At 36.4% G+C, this 16,903-nt stretch carries 21 protein-coding genes and 1 pseudogene; 11 read left to right on the plus strand and 11 right to left on the minus strand.

The annotated features are described in order from the left end of the window. Positions 1-13: 13 nt before the first annotated feature. The 7 genes from BTR_RS04675 to BTR_RS04705 form a co-directional block, all read right to left on the minus strand. Complete coding sequence (locus BTR_RS04675) at positions 14-637, minus strand: lambda exonuclease family protein (RefSeq protein WP_012231602.1); 624 nt, start codon at positions 635-637, stop codon at positions 14-16. A 1-nt stretch (position 638) separates the two neighbouring features. Next, entirely contained in the window at positions 639-1,454 is an 816-nt protein-coding gene (gene bet, locus BTR_RS04680) for a phage recombination protein Bet (protein WP_012231603.1), read from the minus strand. A 76-nt stretch (positions 1,455-1,530) separates the two neighbouring features. Further along, complete coding sequence (locus BTR_RS04685) at positions 1,531-2,061, minus strand: hypothetical protein (protein ID WP_012231604.1); 531 nt, start codon at positions 2,059-2,061, stop codon at positions 1,531-1,533. A 3-nt stretch (positions 2,062-2,064) separates the two neighbouring features. Beyond that, entirely contained in the window at positions 2,065-2,532 is a 468-nt protein-coding gene (locus BTR_RS04690; protein ID WP_012231605.1) for a hypothetical protein, read from the minus strand. A 14-nt stretch (positions 2,533-2,546) separates the two neighbouring features. After that, on the minus strand, positions 2,547-3,293 hold the full coding sequence (locus tag BTR_RS04695) for a phage antirepressor Ant (protein WP_012231606.1): 747 nt from the start codon (positions 3,291-3,293) through the stop codon (positions 2,547-2,549). Positions 3,294-3,341: 48 nt separating this feature from the next. Continuing rightward, complete coding sequence (locus tag BTR_RS04700) at positions 3,342-3,761, minus strand: hypothetical protein (RefSeq protein ID WP_012231607.1); 420 nt, start codon at positions 3,759-3,761, stop codon at positions 3,342-3,344. A 228-nt stretch (positions 3,762-3,989) separates the two neighbouring features. Further along, positions 3,990-4,322, minus strand: a complete 333-nt coding sequence (locus BTR_RS04705) for a hypothetical protein (protein WP_038473488.1) — start codon at positions 4,320-4,322, stop codon at positions 3,990-3,992. 106 nt (positions 4,323-4,428) lie between these two features. Between BTR_RS04705 and BTR_RS04710 the strand changes: the two genes are divergently transcribed. From BTR_RS04710 to ssb, 11 genes and pseudogenes are all read left to right on the plus strand, one after another. Next, the gene (locus BTR_RS04710; protein ID WP_038473490.1) at positions 4,429-4,746 is read left to right on the plus strand and encodes a hypothetical protein; all 318 of its coding nucleotides are present in this window, start codon (positions 4,429-4,431) and stop codon (positions 4,744-4,746) included. Between the two features lie 559 nt (positions 4,747-5,305). Next, positions 5,306-5,644: a dATP/dGTP diphosphohydrolase domain-containing protein gene (locus BTR_RS13220; RefSeq protein ID WP_171815237.1), complete on the plus strand. Its 339-nt coding sequence runs from the start codon at positions 5,306-5,308 to the stop codon at positions 5,642-5,644. A 14-nt stretch (positions 5,645-5,658) separates the two neighbouring features. Further along, on the plus strand, positions 5,659-5,874 hold the full coding sequence (locus tag BTR_RS04720) for a hypothetical protein (RefSeq protein WP_038473493.1): 216 nt from the start codon (positions 5,659-5,661) through the stop codon (positions 5,872-5,874). Positions 5,875-5,917: 43 nt separating this feature from the next. Then, positions 5,918-6,394 carry a crossover junction endodeoxyribonuclease RuvC gene (locus BTR_RS04725; RefSeq protein ID WP_012231610.1) on the plus strand — a complete coding sequence of 159 codons (477 nt, stop codon included), beginning with the start codon at positions 5,918-5,920 and terminating at the stop codon, positions 6,392-6,394. Then, positions 6,381-6,758: a DUF1376 domain-containing protein gene (locus tag BTR_RS04730; protein WP_012231611.1), complete on the plus strand. Its 378-nt coding sequence runs from the start codon at positions 6,381-6,383 to the stop codon at positions 6,756-6,758. Before BTR_RS04725 ends, BTR_RS04730 begins: the two co-directional genes overlap by 14 nt. Beyond that, the gene (locus BTR_RS04735; protein ID WP_012231612.1) at positions 6,748-7,836 is read left to right on the plus strand and encodes a DUF1376 domain-containing protein; all 1,089 of its coding nucleotides are present in this window, start codon (positions 6,748-6,750) and stop codon (positions 7,834-7,836) included. Before BTR_RS04730 ends, BTR_RS04735 begins: the two co-directional genes overlap by 11 nt. Continuing rightward, the gene (locus tag BTR_RS04740) at positions 7,751-8,248 is read left to right on the plus strand and encodes a hypothetical protein (RefSeq protein ID WP_038473496.1); all 498 of its coding nucleotides are present in this window, start codon (positions 7,751-7,753) and stop codon (positions 8,246-8,248) included. The genes BTR_RS04735 and BTR_RS04740 overlap by 86 nt, the downstream gene beginning before the upstream one ends. A 193-nt stretch (positions 8,249-8,441) precedes the next feature. Next, on the plus strand, positions 8,442-8,831 hold the full coding sequence (locus tag BTR_RS04745; protein ID WP_012231614.1) for a hypothetical protein: 390 nt from the start codon (positions 8,442-8,444) through the stop codon (positions 8,829-8,831). A gap of 293 nt (positions 8,832-9,124) precedes the next feature. Further along, positions 9,125-9,640: a Rha family transcriptional regulator gene (locus BTR_RS04750; RefSeq protein ID WP_012231615.1), complete on the plus strand. Its 516-nt coding sequence runs from the start codon at positions 9,125-9,127 to the stop codon at positions 9,638-9,640. A gap of 80 nt (positions 9,641-9,720) precedes the next feature. Then, positions 9,721-10,380, plus strand: coding sequence for an LbetaH domain-containing protein (locus BTR_RS04755; protein ID WP_012231616.1), 660 nt, complete (start codon positions 9,721-9,723; stop codon positions 10,378-10,380). 796 nt (positions 10,381-11,176) lie between these two features. Then, positions 11,177-11,392: pseudogene (gene ssb, locus BTR_RS04765) on the plus strand (single-stranded DNA-binding protein); the annotation flags it as partial. Positions 11,393-12,917: 1,525 nt separating this feature from the next. On the opposite strand, the gene BTR_RS04770 reads toward ssb, so the two are convergent. From BTR_RS04770 to BTR_RS04785, 4 genes are all read right to left on the minus strand, one after another. After that, on the minus strand, positions 12,918-13,697 hold the full coding sequence (locus BTR_RS04770; RefSeq protein WP_012231618.1) for a hypothetical protein: 780 nt from the start codon (positions 13,695-13,697) through the stop codon (positions 12,918-12,920). A 105-nt stretch (positions 13,698-13,802) separates the two neighbouring features. Further along, positions 13,803-14,381, minus strand: a complete 579-nt coding sequence (locus tag BTR_RS04775) for a hypothetical protein (protein ID WP_012231619.1) — start codon at positions 14,379-14,381, stop codon at positions 13,803-13,805. Positions 14,382-14,462: 81 nt separating this feature from the next. Further along, entirely contained in the window at positions 14,463-15,236 is a 774-nt protein-coding gene (locus BTR_RS04780) for a hypothetical protein (protein WP_012231620.1), read from the minus strand. Positions 15,237-15,317: 81 nt separating this feature from the next. Next, positions 15,318-16,049, minus strand: a complete 732-nt coding sequence (locus BTR_RS04785; RefSeq protein ID WP_012231621.1) for an LbetaH domain-containing protein — start codon at positions 16,047-16,049, stop codon at positions 15,318-15,320. Positions 16,050-16,903: the final 854 nt, after the last annotated feature.

A 16,903-nucleotide genomic window follows, 5' to 3' on the forward strand; every position in this document is an offset into this window, starting at 1 on the left:
CACCCCCATAGTTTCAAGCGGCTTTTATTGAGATTCTTTGTATCTCTTGTTCTATTTCTGCTAAAAAGGCTTCGACGGCTTGATTAATCTGTTCAATTTGTTTGTCATCACGGTAGATGCGTTTGATTTTCATACGCAAGTGAGATGAATCCCCCGCAAAACGCGGGTCATAACTGATAAAATCACACCATTTTCGCTCTGTACAAGCCATTTGGAATTGCATTTGCGCATGATATTCTGGTTTAATTTCATCATCTATACAAAAGCGTAAATGGTTGATTGATTGTGGACATTTGATTTCGATTAAACCGTTTTCACCAATAAGCCCATCAGGGCTAGCCCCCGCCATTTTGATTGTGGGGTGTTGGATAAAACCACATTGAGTGATTTCTGTATCATAAATGAATGCATATTCTTTTAGAGCATCTTCTTCATGTTCAATGCCCCATTGCATAGCCGGCGTTGGATAAGATTGGCTTATTTCACCCGTTAAACGCTCTGTCATAAGTTTGATTTTGTAATCTTCATATTTGCTTGTAGGAGTTCCCTTTGCTGTTTTACTAATGACGTTATAAACGTTTGAAGCGGTGACTTTACCTAACCGTGCTTGAAACCATTGTGCTGTTCTTTGTTCCATCTCACACCGCCGTTTGTTGTTGAGTTGGTGCATATTCGATATCTTGGATATGAATATATTCGGCATCTTGTATAGGCGCGTCTATTTGCTCTTGTTGCGGGTGAGATTGTAGAGCTCTTTCTCTTTGAATGTTTTTCCTTTTTTCCAAAAGCGCCAAAACCTCTTGTGCTTTTTCACAAGACAGATCTGTTAAGTTTTCTACATTTGCGTAAGAAAGAAGATTATTTTCGTTCGTTCCAGTCTCTTTAATTAACTCTTTGATTTGTTCAAGCATGTCATAAGAAATGAGTTGTACTGGTGTGGTATTATTAATACGAGCCGCTTCATCTTCTTCATAAATACCGGAAAAACCGAAAGCATAGCGTGCACATTGTATAGTTGCTTTATGACGTAACATGCGTGCTGGATATTTTCCCCATAGGTCACTGTTTTCTTTTTTACATTCCGATAAATATTCAGTGACCTCGATAGGATCTTTAATGCCTTTGAGACGAATAGCGCATTTGATAGCAATCAACTTACCGTCTTTATCGAGTTGATCTTGAAAAGTCATGCCATCGAATTGAGAATTAGATTTGATGATTTTAATCCACCCATCAATAGAGACAACAGGGATAATACCGCCGCCTTTTTTAGGGAATGCATAGATTTCTTTTGTTAATGGGTTTAATCCATAAGTATTGGCAACAGAGATAAAAGCAGCGAATTCTTCATCAGAGAAGTTATGATTGATACATGTTTTGATAATTGTTTTACGAAATTCATCATGAGAAAACCCATATTTTTTTGCCATAGTGGCTAATTGTGCATTTGTCATTATTGTTTCCTTGATTTGCGCGCAATTCCCCCGTGGCGTGAATCACGCTTGTGTTAAAAGTTGTTTGGTTTGGTTGTTAGAAAGGATTGTAATCCTCTGTTGAAGGTTTGCGGTTATCGCCAATCATGGCTAGTCCAGAAAGTTCAAAGTCTCCATAAACATTTACATAACCACAGACCAATACCTTGTCGTAAATTTTTGTATTTCCGTAGATAGATGCACCGCAGCAAGCTTTTGCATTTCCATAAATCTGCGCATTTTCATAAATCACTGTACCGGAAACACATGCGTTGTCGTAGATACGTGCATTATCGGAAACTTTAGCACCATTGGTAACCTGCGCATTACCAAAAACCTTGGCATTTTTACTAACTTGCGAGGCAACATCAACTATCGCATTATCACAAACTACAGCATCATCATAAACAGCGGACAAACCACGAACCCAACAATTTCCATTATGCGAGAGGTTTCTTTCGTGCTCTACAAAACCACCTAAATCACCAGCCTTTACATCTCCAAAATCTCTCAATGCACGAATGCGATAAGTTAACTTATTTCCGTATATCCAAGTTGTCTCATCAGTAAGTTCGTATTTTTTTTCCATGGTTTATTGCTTCTCACGATCTAAGATCACGGTGGATCCACTAATTTTACAATCTCCAGCAATGTCTACACGACAGCGAATATATGCTTGATTATAAATTTTAGCATTTCCGTAAACGTGTACACTCCCCCCTATAACAGAATTTTCATAAATCCGTGCATAGCCATAAATTTTGGCATTATCTCTAACAGAAGAACCACCAACTTCGGCATAATCGGAAACTTGTGCATTTTCAGAAACGAGTGCATTCCCATAAATCCGCGCATCACCATAAACTTTGGCATTATCATAAACTTGTGCATTGCCAAAAATCCAACAGTCTCCCTTATGGCTTAAGTTGCTCTCTTTTTGTATAAAACCACCAAGGTCACCTTTTTTGACATATCCAAAATCTTTTAATGCACGTATGCGGTGTAGAGTATGTCTATTAACTTCGATTGTCTCATCAGTCAGTTCGTACTTCTTTTCCATGGTTTATTTCCTTATTAATGCATGTTTTGTCGTTTCATTTCTTGAGACAGTACCCCCATGCCTTTTGTGGTAATTTTAGCAGCTGGTACGACTTTTTCTGTTCCTTCTGTTGTTTGAATGGTGTGTGTAGGACAATCCATAAGACCTTTTTGGATTTTATCTTGATAAGGCAACAAAGGAGCCCCGAAAGTGCGTCGATACACCCATCCTTTTTTCTGTAGGAACTGAATGAACTGTTTTGGTTGCATTTCGAGAATTTTAGCCGCTTCAGTAAGACCGAAGAGCCCATCAGAGCGTTGCAAGCTTTCCAAAGCCATTGCTTTTGGTTTTAAATATTCAATGATAGTATCTTGTTGATCTATTTGTCCTTGTAGGTAATTCAAAAAGCCCATCATAGCTTTTGGACTTGAATAGTCGATTTGTTGTGGTATTGCTGCCTGCTTTGCACGTCGCTCGCATTCGATAAAGTATAAACGAGCTTGTTTTCCTTTTTCATTACGCTCTACCATGGAAAGTTCTTTTGCCATGTCTAATGTGAGAGCATAATCTTTAGAGGGACGACCACCTTGGAGGTTTTTCCCCAAATTGGGAAAAACTATATAATCTCTGTTTTCGACAAAATCATATTTGTTAATGCGTTCCATAATCCAGTCTGCAAACTTTTTACCTACTTCTAAAAAGGCATGCAATTCACGTGCGTTGACTGTTTGAACGCTTTCTTCGTTAATGGTGTTATTTGTAATAGCAATAGGATTATCCATAAGTTTACTCCATCCGATAATTGAATAAGAGGAAAGAGGAGGGCGCTGTTAAAAACGCCCTCTGTAGTGTGTATAGTATGGGTAGTTTGGAATGACATCCGAAAGAGTTAGACGGTGCTGCTGTTCATAAGTACCGTAAGTTTCATCTTCATATCGCTGCTGTTCGATTTCTTCTAAAAAAAAATCGTATGCGGAGCTGTGTAGAACAAAGTCGTGAGGTATATTTCCATTGAAGCACTGTTCTTCACGTTCTTTAAGATAGCATTCGGCAAGATCTTCAGAAATATCTTCACAACGATTAGTTGTTGGTTCCACACGGAAGATTTGAACAGCATTATCGGCTTGGTCGATAAATTTGATCATATCACTTTCTTCTAAGAAAGGACCCGATTTAGCGAGATTTTGTTCTTCATTTTCGCAGATGACTAAGAGAATTTCATCAGAATTTATAAACACTGGTTTTTTCACAAATGCCTCCATACAGCCTATTGGCAATGGTTGTTTTTTACGATATGGAGTGAACATATTTTCGTTTTACGGTAATGTCAATATCAAAAATACCGTATTACGAAAATTATTTTATGAATATTTATCTAAATTAGTGTATTTTTTTATAGATATTTGGAGATTTTATGAAAGGTTATAAGATTGCAAAAAGAAAATTTTCACAATTATCAAATGAAGAAAAAATAGCAACTATCGCTTTTTTGATTCGATTAAAGTATGAAGAAACGCTAAAGTTGCCCTCCGTTCTTCTTCATTACAAGACGAATATAGATCATAAAAATCTTGATCTATTTTGCTTAAAGCAGGATACGGAGGATACTCCTTAAAGAAACTGTGTAGATTCACTAGCTCTTCTGCGGTGATATCACGGTAGGCTTTAGAGTCAGAGTCATCAATCGATAATAAGCGCGTAATAGATGATGGACTCAATCCTAAATGTTGCCCTAAAGCCTTACGGCTTCCATGCCCCATTTCATTTAATTTTTCATTAATCCACACTTTTATTAGCTTTTGAAAATCCATTTTATTTTTCTCTATTAAAATTATTAAATAATCAATGTTGCGTATTACGAAAATTTTGTTTATATTTGCGTAATACGTAAATATATGACAGAAAATTTTGGATTACATGATTACTCCAGCAGTTATGATTATAAAGTATTTAGGCGGTGCAAAGCGTGTGTCGTTGATTTCTCAATGCCATGTGTCTGCTGTTTATAAATGGACTTATCCTTTTGAAAAGCGAGAGGGTAAAGGCGGCATTATCCCAGCTAAATACCAAATTGTACTTTTAAATTATGCGCGTGAACATGGGATAGATTTGCGTCCCGAAGATTTTTTTTATCCCGAGCGCTTGCAGTCATTAATGCAAGAGCAACGCCCCCCATTGTCGAAAATTTGCAAGAGCTGCGGTGTTGATCCCACCGGCGAGACTTTGCAGCATTAAGGAGCTTATGATGGCTGTTAAAAAGAAATATGAACTAACAGATGAAACAATTGAAGTTAATGGACGTACTTTACACCGTATCCGCGCCTTAAGAGACTTTGGTGATGTAAAAGAAGGTGACCTTGGTGGTTTTATTGAAAAGGAAGGCAATCTATCCCATGATGGTAATTGCTGGGTTGATGGAGATGCCAAGGTTTTTGATGATGCTTGTATTTTTGGCAATGCCCATGTTAATGGTTTTTCTCATGTTTTTGACAAAGCGCGTGTTTATGGCAATGCCCATGTTCTTTTAGCAGCTGCGATTTATGGCAATGCCAAGGTTTATGGTAATGCTATGGTTTTTAGCAATGCCTATGTTTATGGTGATGCACGTGTTTACGATAATGCTCAAGTTTTCGCTCATACCCATGTTTATGGCAATTCCCATGTTTGTGGTTTTGCCAAGGTTTGTGGTTTTGCCAAGGTGTTTGGTCATGCCGAGGTTTCTGGTAATGCCAAAATTTATGGAAATGCAAAAGTTTGTGGTAATGAAGATTTTCGCGATAACGACGAAGTTTACATGCGTAAACACGTTTCACAGAGCACAAATGAAGCGCATAAGAATGATGACGGCAAGGCGCGTTTAGAGCTTGTACCGCCGTTGGCACTGCTTGAAATCGGTAAAGTATTAGATTTTGGAGCCAATAAATACGGCGCAAACAATTGGCGTCATGGCATGGATTGGAGCCGTTTTCACGGTGCAGCTTTGCGTCATTTATTAGCATGGTTTGGTGGAGAAAGTAAGGATGCTGAGAGTGATTTATCACACTTGGCACATGCGGTTTGTTGCCTTCTTTTCTTAATGGAATGCGAAGCAAAACAGATTGGTCGTGATGACCGGTTTAAAGAAGAAAAGTAAGTGAGGAGAGAGAGATGGGCTTAATTGCGCTTATTATATCTTGTATTGCTAATTGGTGTTCATTTTATGCGGTTTATCGCGCTTTTAAAGCCACAAAAAGGCTTAGACAAGAGATAGATGAACAAGATGAAATAATAAAAGAGCAAGAAAATCTCATTAAAAAATTATCTCGTTCTAACGTTTCTTATTGTGTGAATTGCAGTAAAATTATGTGCAAAGAAGCCGTTTAAAGCACCATTCTAAGAAAAAACAATCATTAAATACAGGTTTTAGATGATTAACACGCTTCTTTGTTTTGATCTAGGCACGAAGACGGGGTGGGCGATACGTGGAGGGGACGATAGTATCATAAGTGGTACGATGAGTTTCCAACCCCGTCGTTTTGAAGGCGGCGGAATGCGTTATTTACGCTTTAAGCAATGGCTTACAGAAATAAAGCATACAGCCGGTGGCATTGACGCGGTGTATTTTGAAGAGGTGAGGCGTCATGTTGGAACTGATGCAGCGCATGTTTACGGTGGTTTGTTAGCAACATTAACGGCGTGGTGTGAACATCATCAGATACCGTATGAGGGGATACCAGTTAGCACGATTAAGAAAGCGACGACGGGTAAGGGGAATGCGTCGAAAGAAGAGATGATAGAGGCAATGTGTATTAAAGGACACAAGCCATGTGATGATAATGAAGCAGATGCTTTAGCGATTTTACATTTAGTTAAAGAGAGGGAGATCTCAAATGATGTCCAGTAATAGTAATAAAGTGTCGTTTGTAAAATTTAGTACAGATCATTTTTTAAAGGATCTTATGGGCTTAAAAGCGACCGAGAAGGCTGTTTATACAACACTTGTGTTGCTAATGAATGATAGGAAAGCGCCTCTTGTAAATAATGCGTCTTATTTATCGAGTTGGTGTGGGTGTTCAATAAGAACGTTTCAAAAGACATTAGAGACTTTAATAAGCACGGATCATATCACGCGTTTAGAGAATGGTCGCTTATGGCATAAGTCACTAGCCTTTGATTTTGAGACAATAGATAAAGCTTCAAAAAACGCTTCGAAAGCAGCTTTAGCAAGGTGGAGTAAGAAAAGAGAGGAGGCAATACATGTCAACTAAGTTGCCATGGACGAGGCTTTTTGCAGACAAGTGGCTACTTGATCTTGCACATTTGCCTTCTTTTGAAGGTTTTATCTATGTGAAGTTGCGATTTCAGATGCTTCGCACTGGTGAACCGCTTACGAATAATTTTCGAGTGTTATCTTTATTGGCTGGGTGTTCAATTAAAAGATTTCAGAAAGCATTAGATCTTTTATTGGAAACTGGACATATCATTTGTTTAGAAGATGGTCGCTTATGGAATCCAGATGTTGAATTAGAATTAAATGATAGCAAAGAAAAATCAGAAGCGGCATCAAAAGCAGCTCATTCTAGATGGCATAAAACAAAAGGTAAAAATGACAATAATCATGTAAATGAAACCGCCTATGCGGATTGTATGCAGACCGCATGCGTTTCGCAATGCGACCGCAATGCCATTAACAATAACATTAACATATATAATAAAAAAAATAAAACTATCGTTTTATCAAAAAAAGAAACTGAATTTGAAGATTTAGAAACAACCGATTTGGTTTACGAACCAATCGAGTGTGATGATGTTGATAGCCAATCAGAGCTAATCGAAACGATAGAAACAAACCAACCACCCATTCACGAGCAAGAAAGCGTTCCTAAGAAAGCAAAACGAGCGAAAGCTAATCGAGAGTGTCGATTGCCTGCTGATTTCGAACCTAATTTGCAATACGCAATCGATCAAGGGTTAACGCATGAGGAAGCGTTATTAGAGTTCGAAAGATTTAAACTTCATTGGCAAGATAATCCAAATCGAAATGCTAAAAAAAGTGATTGGCAAAAGGCTTGGTACAAGTGGATTACACATCCAGAATATGGACTTTTAGCCAAGAAAAAGGAAAAGTTAGAAAGGGAAAAACAATATGCAAAACAACGCATTGAAAAAACAGAACAGCAGCGTGGATGGAGTTATCGCGTTGCACAGCACATGTCCAATATTAAAAATTCAGACAGTGTGTACAAATTTTTATTCGAGGATGATAACCGAACCACCATTCCATTGGAAAACGGGGCAAAAGCCACTGATTGCAGAAGCGGAGAGGGTTACTTCACTAGTCCATGATGCGTTGCAAAAGCTTGAGAAAAAAGCAACCGAAGAAGAAATTCAAACAACGTATCTTGTCCTTTCAAACGGACTTAAGAGCCCCATGGGATCAGATGAGAAAGCGACAGCACTTGCGTATCTCTACACTCTTGAAGGCATAAGCAGCTGGGTATTGCAAGCAGCAACCAAGAACGCTTTGAAAGGCAAAGCAGAGGGTTTAAACGCAACCTTTATGCCATCAACAGCAGATTTTTATCGCTATTGTGAAAAACTTGAAAGCGATATTCGCTACCAAGCCAATCGCATTCTTAAGAGCCTTGAAAAGCCAGAGATAAATGCAACGGATCAAAAGCCACCGGTATCATCAGAGCGCATTGAAAAGCTTCAAAGAGAGCTTGAAGAGGTTTTAAAAGGAATTGAAGATGAATAGCAAAATAGTGAAGTTTGGTATTCATATTGGATTAGATATGCGTTTAAATCGATAAAAAGGTACTGTACAGAGCGATTTTAAGATTTTATGATAGAAACCACATTGAAATTAAAAACGCTTCTGTACAGCCCATTTCGAGGTAAATAAACCCATTGGTAAAGTTATGGATTTAAGCAAGGGGATATTAAACCAAATGTTTTTAAAAAAACGTAAACAGCCTATTCAAAAGAAATTTGTTGCAACGGCGGTGGGGCATGCACCATGGGGATTAGGGGTGGCAGAGTATTTTTACAACCTTTATGAATACGAAGATGGTATGAGAGAATACGAGGAATTCGATGGTGGGCAGTATCAAGAGATGCCTAACAAAGTTGATTACAGTACCAAAGCGCAAGTGAAAGCATGGATATACGGAGGTGATTTACCAAAAAGCGTTTTGAGTTGTGAGGCATTGATAGATGAGGTGAATGCGAAAATTAAAAAACGTACAGTGAAATCAGTGAGAACTTATGATGATATAGACAGTGAACTAGAAAAAGCACTTGGCATTCAATTAGGTATTTATCAAAATGAAAAAAAGTGAAAAAAATAAAAAATACGTATTGACTTTAAAGAAAAGGTCGTTTATTAAGGTCGGCAAGTGCTGAAAACACTTAACGTTAAGCGGTTAAACCACGTAAGGTTTCTCCCATTTCTTAAAATACTGGCTTTCTTTTATGCTATCATTGGCATATAACGATTATGTCGGGTGTAGTCGCACCATACAATACTCTTTATGAGAAAAGTGTGACGACGGACTTAACGCCGTGTTTTCAACGCCCGGCGCCCTTATAGGGTGTCAATTGAAAACTTCATTACGTTAAGAAAGAATTTCAAATGAACAATTTAGTAACAATCAATAATGGTATTGCTGTCACAACTTCTTTTAAAATTGCTGAGGGAGTGGGTAATACGCATAAAACAGTTATACAGTTGGTTCGTAAAAATATTAAAGATTTTGAAGAATTTGGAAGGGTCGCATTTGAAATGCTACCCTTTAAAACGAAGGGTGGAAAACAAAAAAGAGAAGTTGCTATTCTTAATGAATCGCAAGCAACTTTACTTATGACATATATGCGCAATAATGACACGGTGCGTGCATTTAAAAAGGCGCTTGTCAAAGCTTTCTATGAATTAAAAAGCCAATCAACAGCTCGTGATTTATTTTCTACGGAGCATGATTTGTTTTCTTATGAAAGTTTAAAGGCTCCTGAGGGAATTGGTAAAGTTTTGGGAATGATTGCAGCGCGTTTATCGTATGTAAATGATTTACAAAAAGAGCTTGATCATTACAAATTGGTTACAACAGAAGCCAAGCGTGTTTTAACAAACGCTGTTGCAAAAGCAGCATAAAAAAACAGCGGCGGTGCGGGGGCGCCTTCTTTAAACCTCTTATTAAAAATTTATTCAAATGTTAGATTAGGGAGCTACCTATGACCACTAAAAATGTATCCAAAAAATATGAACTCACAGATGAAAGCATAAAAGGCAATGATAAAGAACTTAAAAGGACTATAACGCTTTATCGCATACGTGCTTTAAGAGATTTTGCTGATGTCAAGGCTGGGGATCTCGGGGGCTTTATCGAAAAGGAAAAAAACTTAAGTCATGATGGCAATTGCTGGGTCTATGATGATGCCATGGTCGCTACAGATTCTGTAGTTTCTGACAATGCGCAAGTGCGCAATAATGCACGTGTTTTCAGAAGTGCAAAAGTATCTGATAATGCTGTTATTCTGGATAATGCATTGGTTTTTCATAATGCTAGGGTTTTTGAAAATGCAAAAATTTGTGATAACGCCATGGTCAATGGCACTGTTAGTGGCAATGCTGTTGTTTGTAATAATGCAAAGCTCTTTTTTATCGCTTTTGTTTCTGATAATGCACAAATTTATGATGATGCTTGTGTGAATGGTGAGGTTTTTGGCAATGCACGTATTTATGGCAATGCAACGGTTTATAGAAAGCCTCGTACTGATGGGTGGGTTGATCATACATATGTAAACATTTATGGCAATGCCGTTATTAATGGCAATCAAAAAATTTGTGATGATACTGATGGTAGTGAACAAATTTTAGATAAAACAGCATAAATAACGGGGCGGGGGGCTTCTTTATAGCAAAAAAGAAAGCCGTGTCCTTTAAAGACGCGGCTTTTGTTTTCACAGGAAATATATACATCACACTAAATACATATTACACAAAACGTGTAAAAACACAAGCCTTAATATATAAAAACCGTATCAAAATGAATTGATACGGCTTTTATTTTCAAAACATCTCATTAGTAAGGAATTTGCTATAAACAAACTAACTAATAAATCACATATTTTGTGTATAAACGCAAGTTTATTTTTTCTCAATTTGCATCTTAAAATAGATCATGTTACCATTCATTTGCAACGTTATTATAACGTTGCATGTTAACCGTTCCTTAGGTTAAAAAACTTTTTAAGAATCGCTACAAAACAAAGCCGTGTCAATTAATTTGACGCGGTTTTTTTGTGTCTTAACGCTTGTAATTTTCCACATAATATACTACATATTGTATGACCTGAGAAATTGAAAAGTCGTGAAAGCCTTGTTATGTGTTTACGTAACGGGGCTTTCTTTTATGCTGGGGTTTGGTTTTCTTTATTCCATTTAAATGCATTAAAGCCGTGCCAATTTCTTGACACGGCTTCTGTTTTACAATGCATGAATGTTGTTTTGTTATTCGAAAGTATACGAACATTCCTTTTATTACACAAAACGTATCAAAATGCAATATCAAAACAGCTTTTAAAACTTAATCTTTTATGTGAAAATATCTTTTTTATCAATTGAAAACATTGTAAAAACACATAAAGTATGTTATGATCTTTATATCATTTAATGGAACTTACAAATATGCTTAATAAAGTGATTTTAATTGGTCATTTAGGTGCAAATCCAGAAAGCAAAACAATGTCATCTGGCGCCGAGGTGGTCAATTTTCGTATAGCAACATCCGAAAGCTATACAGATAAGGCTACCAATAAGAAAATAGACAAAACAGAATGGCATTCCATTGTGGTGTTTAATCCACATCTTGCAAAAATAGCGCTTCAATATCTCAATAAAGGCAGATTCGATATAATATCAAAAAATACAATGAAGTCAATAGCTTGTTTGTAATTATTTTATATGAATCCACTTAAGAATCCATCTTTTTATGCATGATTCATTTGACTATTTTTTATATAAGATTGCCATGTATGAATAGATCATAAAAAGCAAATCATGATGCAAATATTATAACGCATATAAACGTTCAAATGAAATGAAAAGCAGTTATCACTCATAACAGTTTATAAATCTTATGATACGTTTTTATCACAGCACAAATCACATTGTTTAAAATTTAGTCGTTTAGAATTGTCGATAACACACGTTTAAAGATTATATCTTATTTTAAAGATTGGATTGTTAATCACATAAAAGAGTAAATTAACGTTCGCCAAAATTGGCGAGCGCAAAATAGAGAGTTGTTATAACAGCATCGTCATAACACCGAACATTTTAAAGATTGCATAATTGCATAAAGGATTTAAAGACACGATTGATTTTATAACCACGGTATTTTTTTACCGGGGTAGAAATAAAGGTAATGAAAATCACAATGTTATATCTTATGAAATGAAAAGCCTTTTAATGAATATAGTGCATAGCTAGTTTTGAAGAACGGAACTGTTCGCTTCCATAAAAAAATGGAGGCGCATAATGCCATAGAAGTAGAATACTATATACCTTAGACATGGTATAAAAAACGTTTTAAAAGTTATCGTTTTAAAATATGAAACCAAATGAGATCTCCTCAAATTTGAGGGCATCTATTTTAGACAAAGATAAGCAAGTAAAATTCAAAACCGTTGTAACATCATAAGGCACAGGATTTACTTAATTTTGCTAGCCAAATAGAGCGATTAATTTGCAAAGAAGCTTTGTTTAAAATACGCTTATTATGAAAGCCTTTCTAAATGAATGTTTAAACGTTTGAAACGGATGTTTATAATAATTTTTAAAACCTTCCATTTGATAAAAGCGGTTGTTTATTTATCTTATGAGAGCTTGTTTTAAAAACCAGCGTTTGCAAATGTAAAAAGAACGTTTTTATAAGACATTCATTTAAGATGCATTTTCTTTTGATTGAATTGATAAAGCTACCAAACGTTTTGATTTGTTTGATAGGTTTTGATTTTAGATAATGTGTTATTTGAATTCACTCAGCTCGATTTTGAGCTTAGTATATTGAAACGTTTTAAAAGAAGCATTGTGATCATGGGCTTTGTTTTAAATGACCACCTCACAAAGGAGGGTGTTATGATTGATACGTTTGAGATTAACAAAAAGCGTTTATAGGCTCTCTCATTCAAAAGAGTGATTAAAGATCATACGCATTATTTACATTCCTTTTGATAAGTTTTCATATCTCAATAGAGCGCTTGTAATATAATACGTTTTGTATATATGAATTCATTACTCCATTTGGAATGATTCATAAGGGTAGACATTTGAAAGCCGCGTCATATCATTTGGCACGGCTTTCTTTTTGAATTCTCTCTTTTATGATGGGTTTATAGCCATAAAGAAGGCACCCCCATGCCTATTTTTATTCTGTTTTATCAATAATCTTAACGACATTATCGCTTTGATAAACCTCACAATTTTTGGGAACTAACTTTGCTTTGCTTTTTGTATTGATTGTTGCATTGCCATAAGCACGCCCCCAGATCGTTGCACAATGTAAGATTTTTGCATTGCCATAGACAGAGCCATAAACCTCACAAGAGCCCCCCACGCGCGCATTGCCATAGACCTTGCCATAAATCTTTGCACGACCATTAATCACAGCATAATTATAAATTTTCGCATGGCTATAAATACAAGCAGAGCCACAAACCCTAGCATGACCATAGACGCGGGCATAACTAAAAACCGTAGCATCATAAGAAACATGGGCATGGTCATAAATATGAGCATCAGCAAGAACGCGGGCAGCACCACTCACATGAGCATTGCCATAAACATTGCCATACACATGAGCACTCCCATAAACACAAGCCTGATCATAAATCTTTGCATATTGAGAGATAAAAGCCTTGCTATAGACCTCGGCATTGCCATAAACTAGACCACAGACTTGCGAATAATGCCGTATTTTTGCATCATCATAAACACGGGCATGACCATAGATACAAGCATCATCATAGACCCAGCAGTTACCATCATGGGATAGGTTAACTTCCTTTTCGATAAAACCACCTAAAGCACCCGCTTTTATATCATCAAAATCTCTTAAAGCCCGAATGCGATAAAGGCTTGTAATATTTCGCGTAAGAGCATGTTTGATTTTTTTGATTTCGCTGGTTAATTCGTATTTTTTGCACATAGGAGTACCCTCACAATCTAATGTGATAAACGTTTTCTAAAATTTGAAATGGAAAATTGGATTGGAAAGCAGGCGCCCCCACAACGCCCGCCGCTGCTTTATTGATTAAACCCAGACAATTTCTAACTCGCCATAAGGAGAGAGACGTTCAGTATAGGTTTTTATTTTAGTAGAGCCGCCGACATTTTCACGAATAACAGCAATGCCATGGATATGAGCATTTTCATAAATATGCACGTCATTTGCTATACGCGCGTTTTCATAAACCCTAGCATTGTCATAAATATAGGCATTATCATAGATAATAGCCTTGCCATACACATGAGCATTGCCATAAACACGGGAATTATCAGAAACAACAGCATTGCCATAAACATGCGCATTATCATAAATATAGCCAGCAGCGATAGCATTATCATAAACGCGGGCATGACCATAGATATGACCACAAGCGACAGCCTTGCCAAAAACCCTTGCGTTTTCATAAACGTGACCATTTTTAAACACAAGAGCATCATCATAAACCCAGCAATTGCCATCATGAGAGAGGTTATCTTCCTTTTCGATAAAGCCCCCCAAGGCACCAGCTTTAACATAAGAAAAGTCTTTTAATGCTTGGATACGATAAAGGGTATGATTACCAAATACACGCGTTTCATTTGTGAGTGCAAACTTTTTTTGCATAACACTATTCCTTTATAAAGAAGATTAAATTTTAAAATGAAATGTTTAAAGAGGGGCGCCCCCGCCGCGCCCGCACGTTATTTACGCAGCGTCTTTTCTAGACTGATTATCATCACAAATATCATTCGTAATTTTTTCACGGCTATTAACCACGGCATTACCATAGATTTGTACATCATGATCAATATTGGATTTACCATAGACCTTTGCATTTTCATAAATTCTTGCAAAGGACCCCACCCGAGCCGAGCCAGAAACCTTTGCATCATCAAAAATACTTGCAAAACTCTTAATCCAAGCATTACAAAAGACATGGGCATTGCCATAAATACACGCCCCCCCATAAATGCGTGATTTACCATAAACATGGGAATTCCCATAAACAAAGCCACTCACATGAGCATTTTCATATACACGGGCATTATCATAAATATGTGCACTAGGAGAAACATTAGCATTATCACAAACCATGGCATTGCCATAAACTAGACCACAGATCCTAGCATTGTTACTAATTTTTGCATTGTCATAAATGCTAGCATCATGACCGAATACCCATGCCTTATCACAAACCACAGCATTCCCATAAACTTTAGCTTCCCTAGCAATAATGGCATCATGATGTATTTTTGCATTTTCAGAAACGACGGCATTGCAAAAAACGGTAGCATTATCGTAAACCCAGCAATTCCCATCATGAGAGAGATTGCTTTCATTTTCAATAAAACCACCTAATGCCCCCGCCTTAACATCATCAAAATCTCTTAAAGCACGAATGCGGTGTACAGTAATCCCTTCAAAAGTATGATTTTCATTAGTCAATTCATATTTTTTAGATACAGTTATAGTGGACATAGGTAACTCCCTAAGTTTATATTTGATAAATTTTAGAATGAGTTGTTTAAAAGGGGCGCCCCCGCCGCGCCCGCGCGTTATTTACGCAGCATCATTTTCATATTCGCTATCATCGTCATAATACCATTCACAATCAGCATAATACTCATGACGGTAATAATCATCTTCACTTCCAAATTCTGGATATGCCTCATCCCAAATATGATCATCAGCAGTTAAAGAGGCAGCGCTATGAACATAAGAATCGCCAGAGATAAGAGCCCCACAAACCACAGCATCATCAAAAACACGCGAGCCATCACAAATATGAGCAGCGCCGCTTATTTTAGCATTGCCCCCGACATGAGCATCATCACAAATAACGGCATCATCACAAATATGAGCATGATTAGTGACGCGGGCGTTATCATAAATTTTAGCATTACCTTCAATTACAACGGCATTGCTAACATGAGCATTGCCATAAAGCTTTGCATTGTCCTTTAATAACATGCCTTCAAAAATAGCATTACCATAAATTCTTGCATTACCACAAACATCAACAAAAAAGCTTTTTACTTTAGCATTGCCTGAAACCCTTGCATTTTGAAAGACGCGCGCTTTGTCATACACCCAGCAATTGCCTTTGTGAGATAAGTTACTTTCGTTTTCAATATACCCCCCAAGATCGCCCGCTTTGACATCACCAAAATCTCTTAAAGCACGTATACGGTATAATATGAGACCAGTCACAAAATCCATTTCGCCAGTAAACTCATATTTTTTAGATGTTTTTTTCTTATTAACGGGGGTAATTTTTGATATATTTTTCATAATTAAAGCCTTGATGTTAATATTGTTTTGAAATTGACACCCTATAAGGGTGTCGGGCGTTCAAAACACGGCATCAAGTCCGTCGTTACACTTTTCTCATAAAGAGTATTGTATGGTGTAACCACACCCGACATAATCGTTATATGCTAATGTTAGCATAAAAGAAAGCCAGTATTTTAAGAAATGGGAAAGGTTGTTTCGTAACCTACCCGCTTGATGTTTAAGTGTTTTGATCACTTGATTATTTATATAACAAAATACGTATTTATTGTCAAATAATATTCTATCTTTTTTGATATTTTTTTGTATTTTTTTAGATACGTTGTGTATTGATAATATCTTATGCTTCTGAATTGCTTCTTTTATATTTATGTGCTTTTAAAGCTATATTATGGGCTTTCTGAAATGATTGAGTTATGTTTTGAATCTATACATTTATAATATTTAGAAACGCTCTTATAATGCGTATTTTTATCTTTATAACCTATCAATTTTTTCACTAAATGAATTTTAATTTTTTTGTGAATTTCTTTTATAACGCATTTGCAACTTAACAGCTTTTTATAGGGACCGTCTTTATAATCAATGATTTCATTTGCATTATGATTGTAAAACCTTCTTTATAACTGTTATCTGTTTTATAGCCATCGCATCATTTTTCATTTTCATAAGAGAAACAATAAATAGGATAATTGCGATTTATAGACTGTTATGAAAATATCTAAAGAGAGATTGATAATTATAGAGATTAGAAAAATCCCTTTTAATAGGCTTTTGTCAGTTGTGTCAGTTTTGTCAGTTCTTTTTAGACCCTCTATTATTTTTTTAAATGAGAAAAATTAAAAACATTATAT

This window comes from Bartonella tribocorum CIP 105476 (assembly GCF_000196435.1).
In the GTDB taxonomy this organism is placed as follows: domain Bacteria; phylum Pseudomonadota; class Alphaproteobacteria; order Rhizobiales; family Rhizobiaceae; genus Bartonella; species Bartonella tribocorum.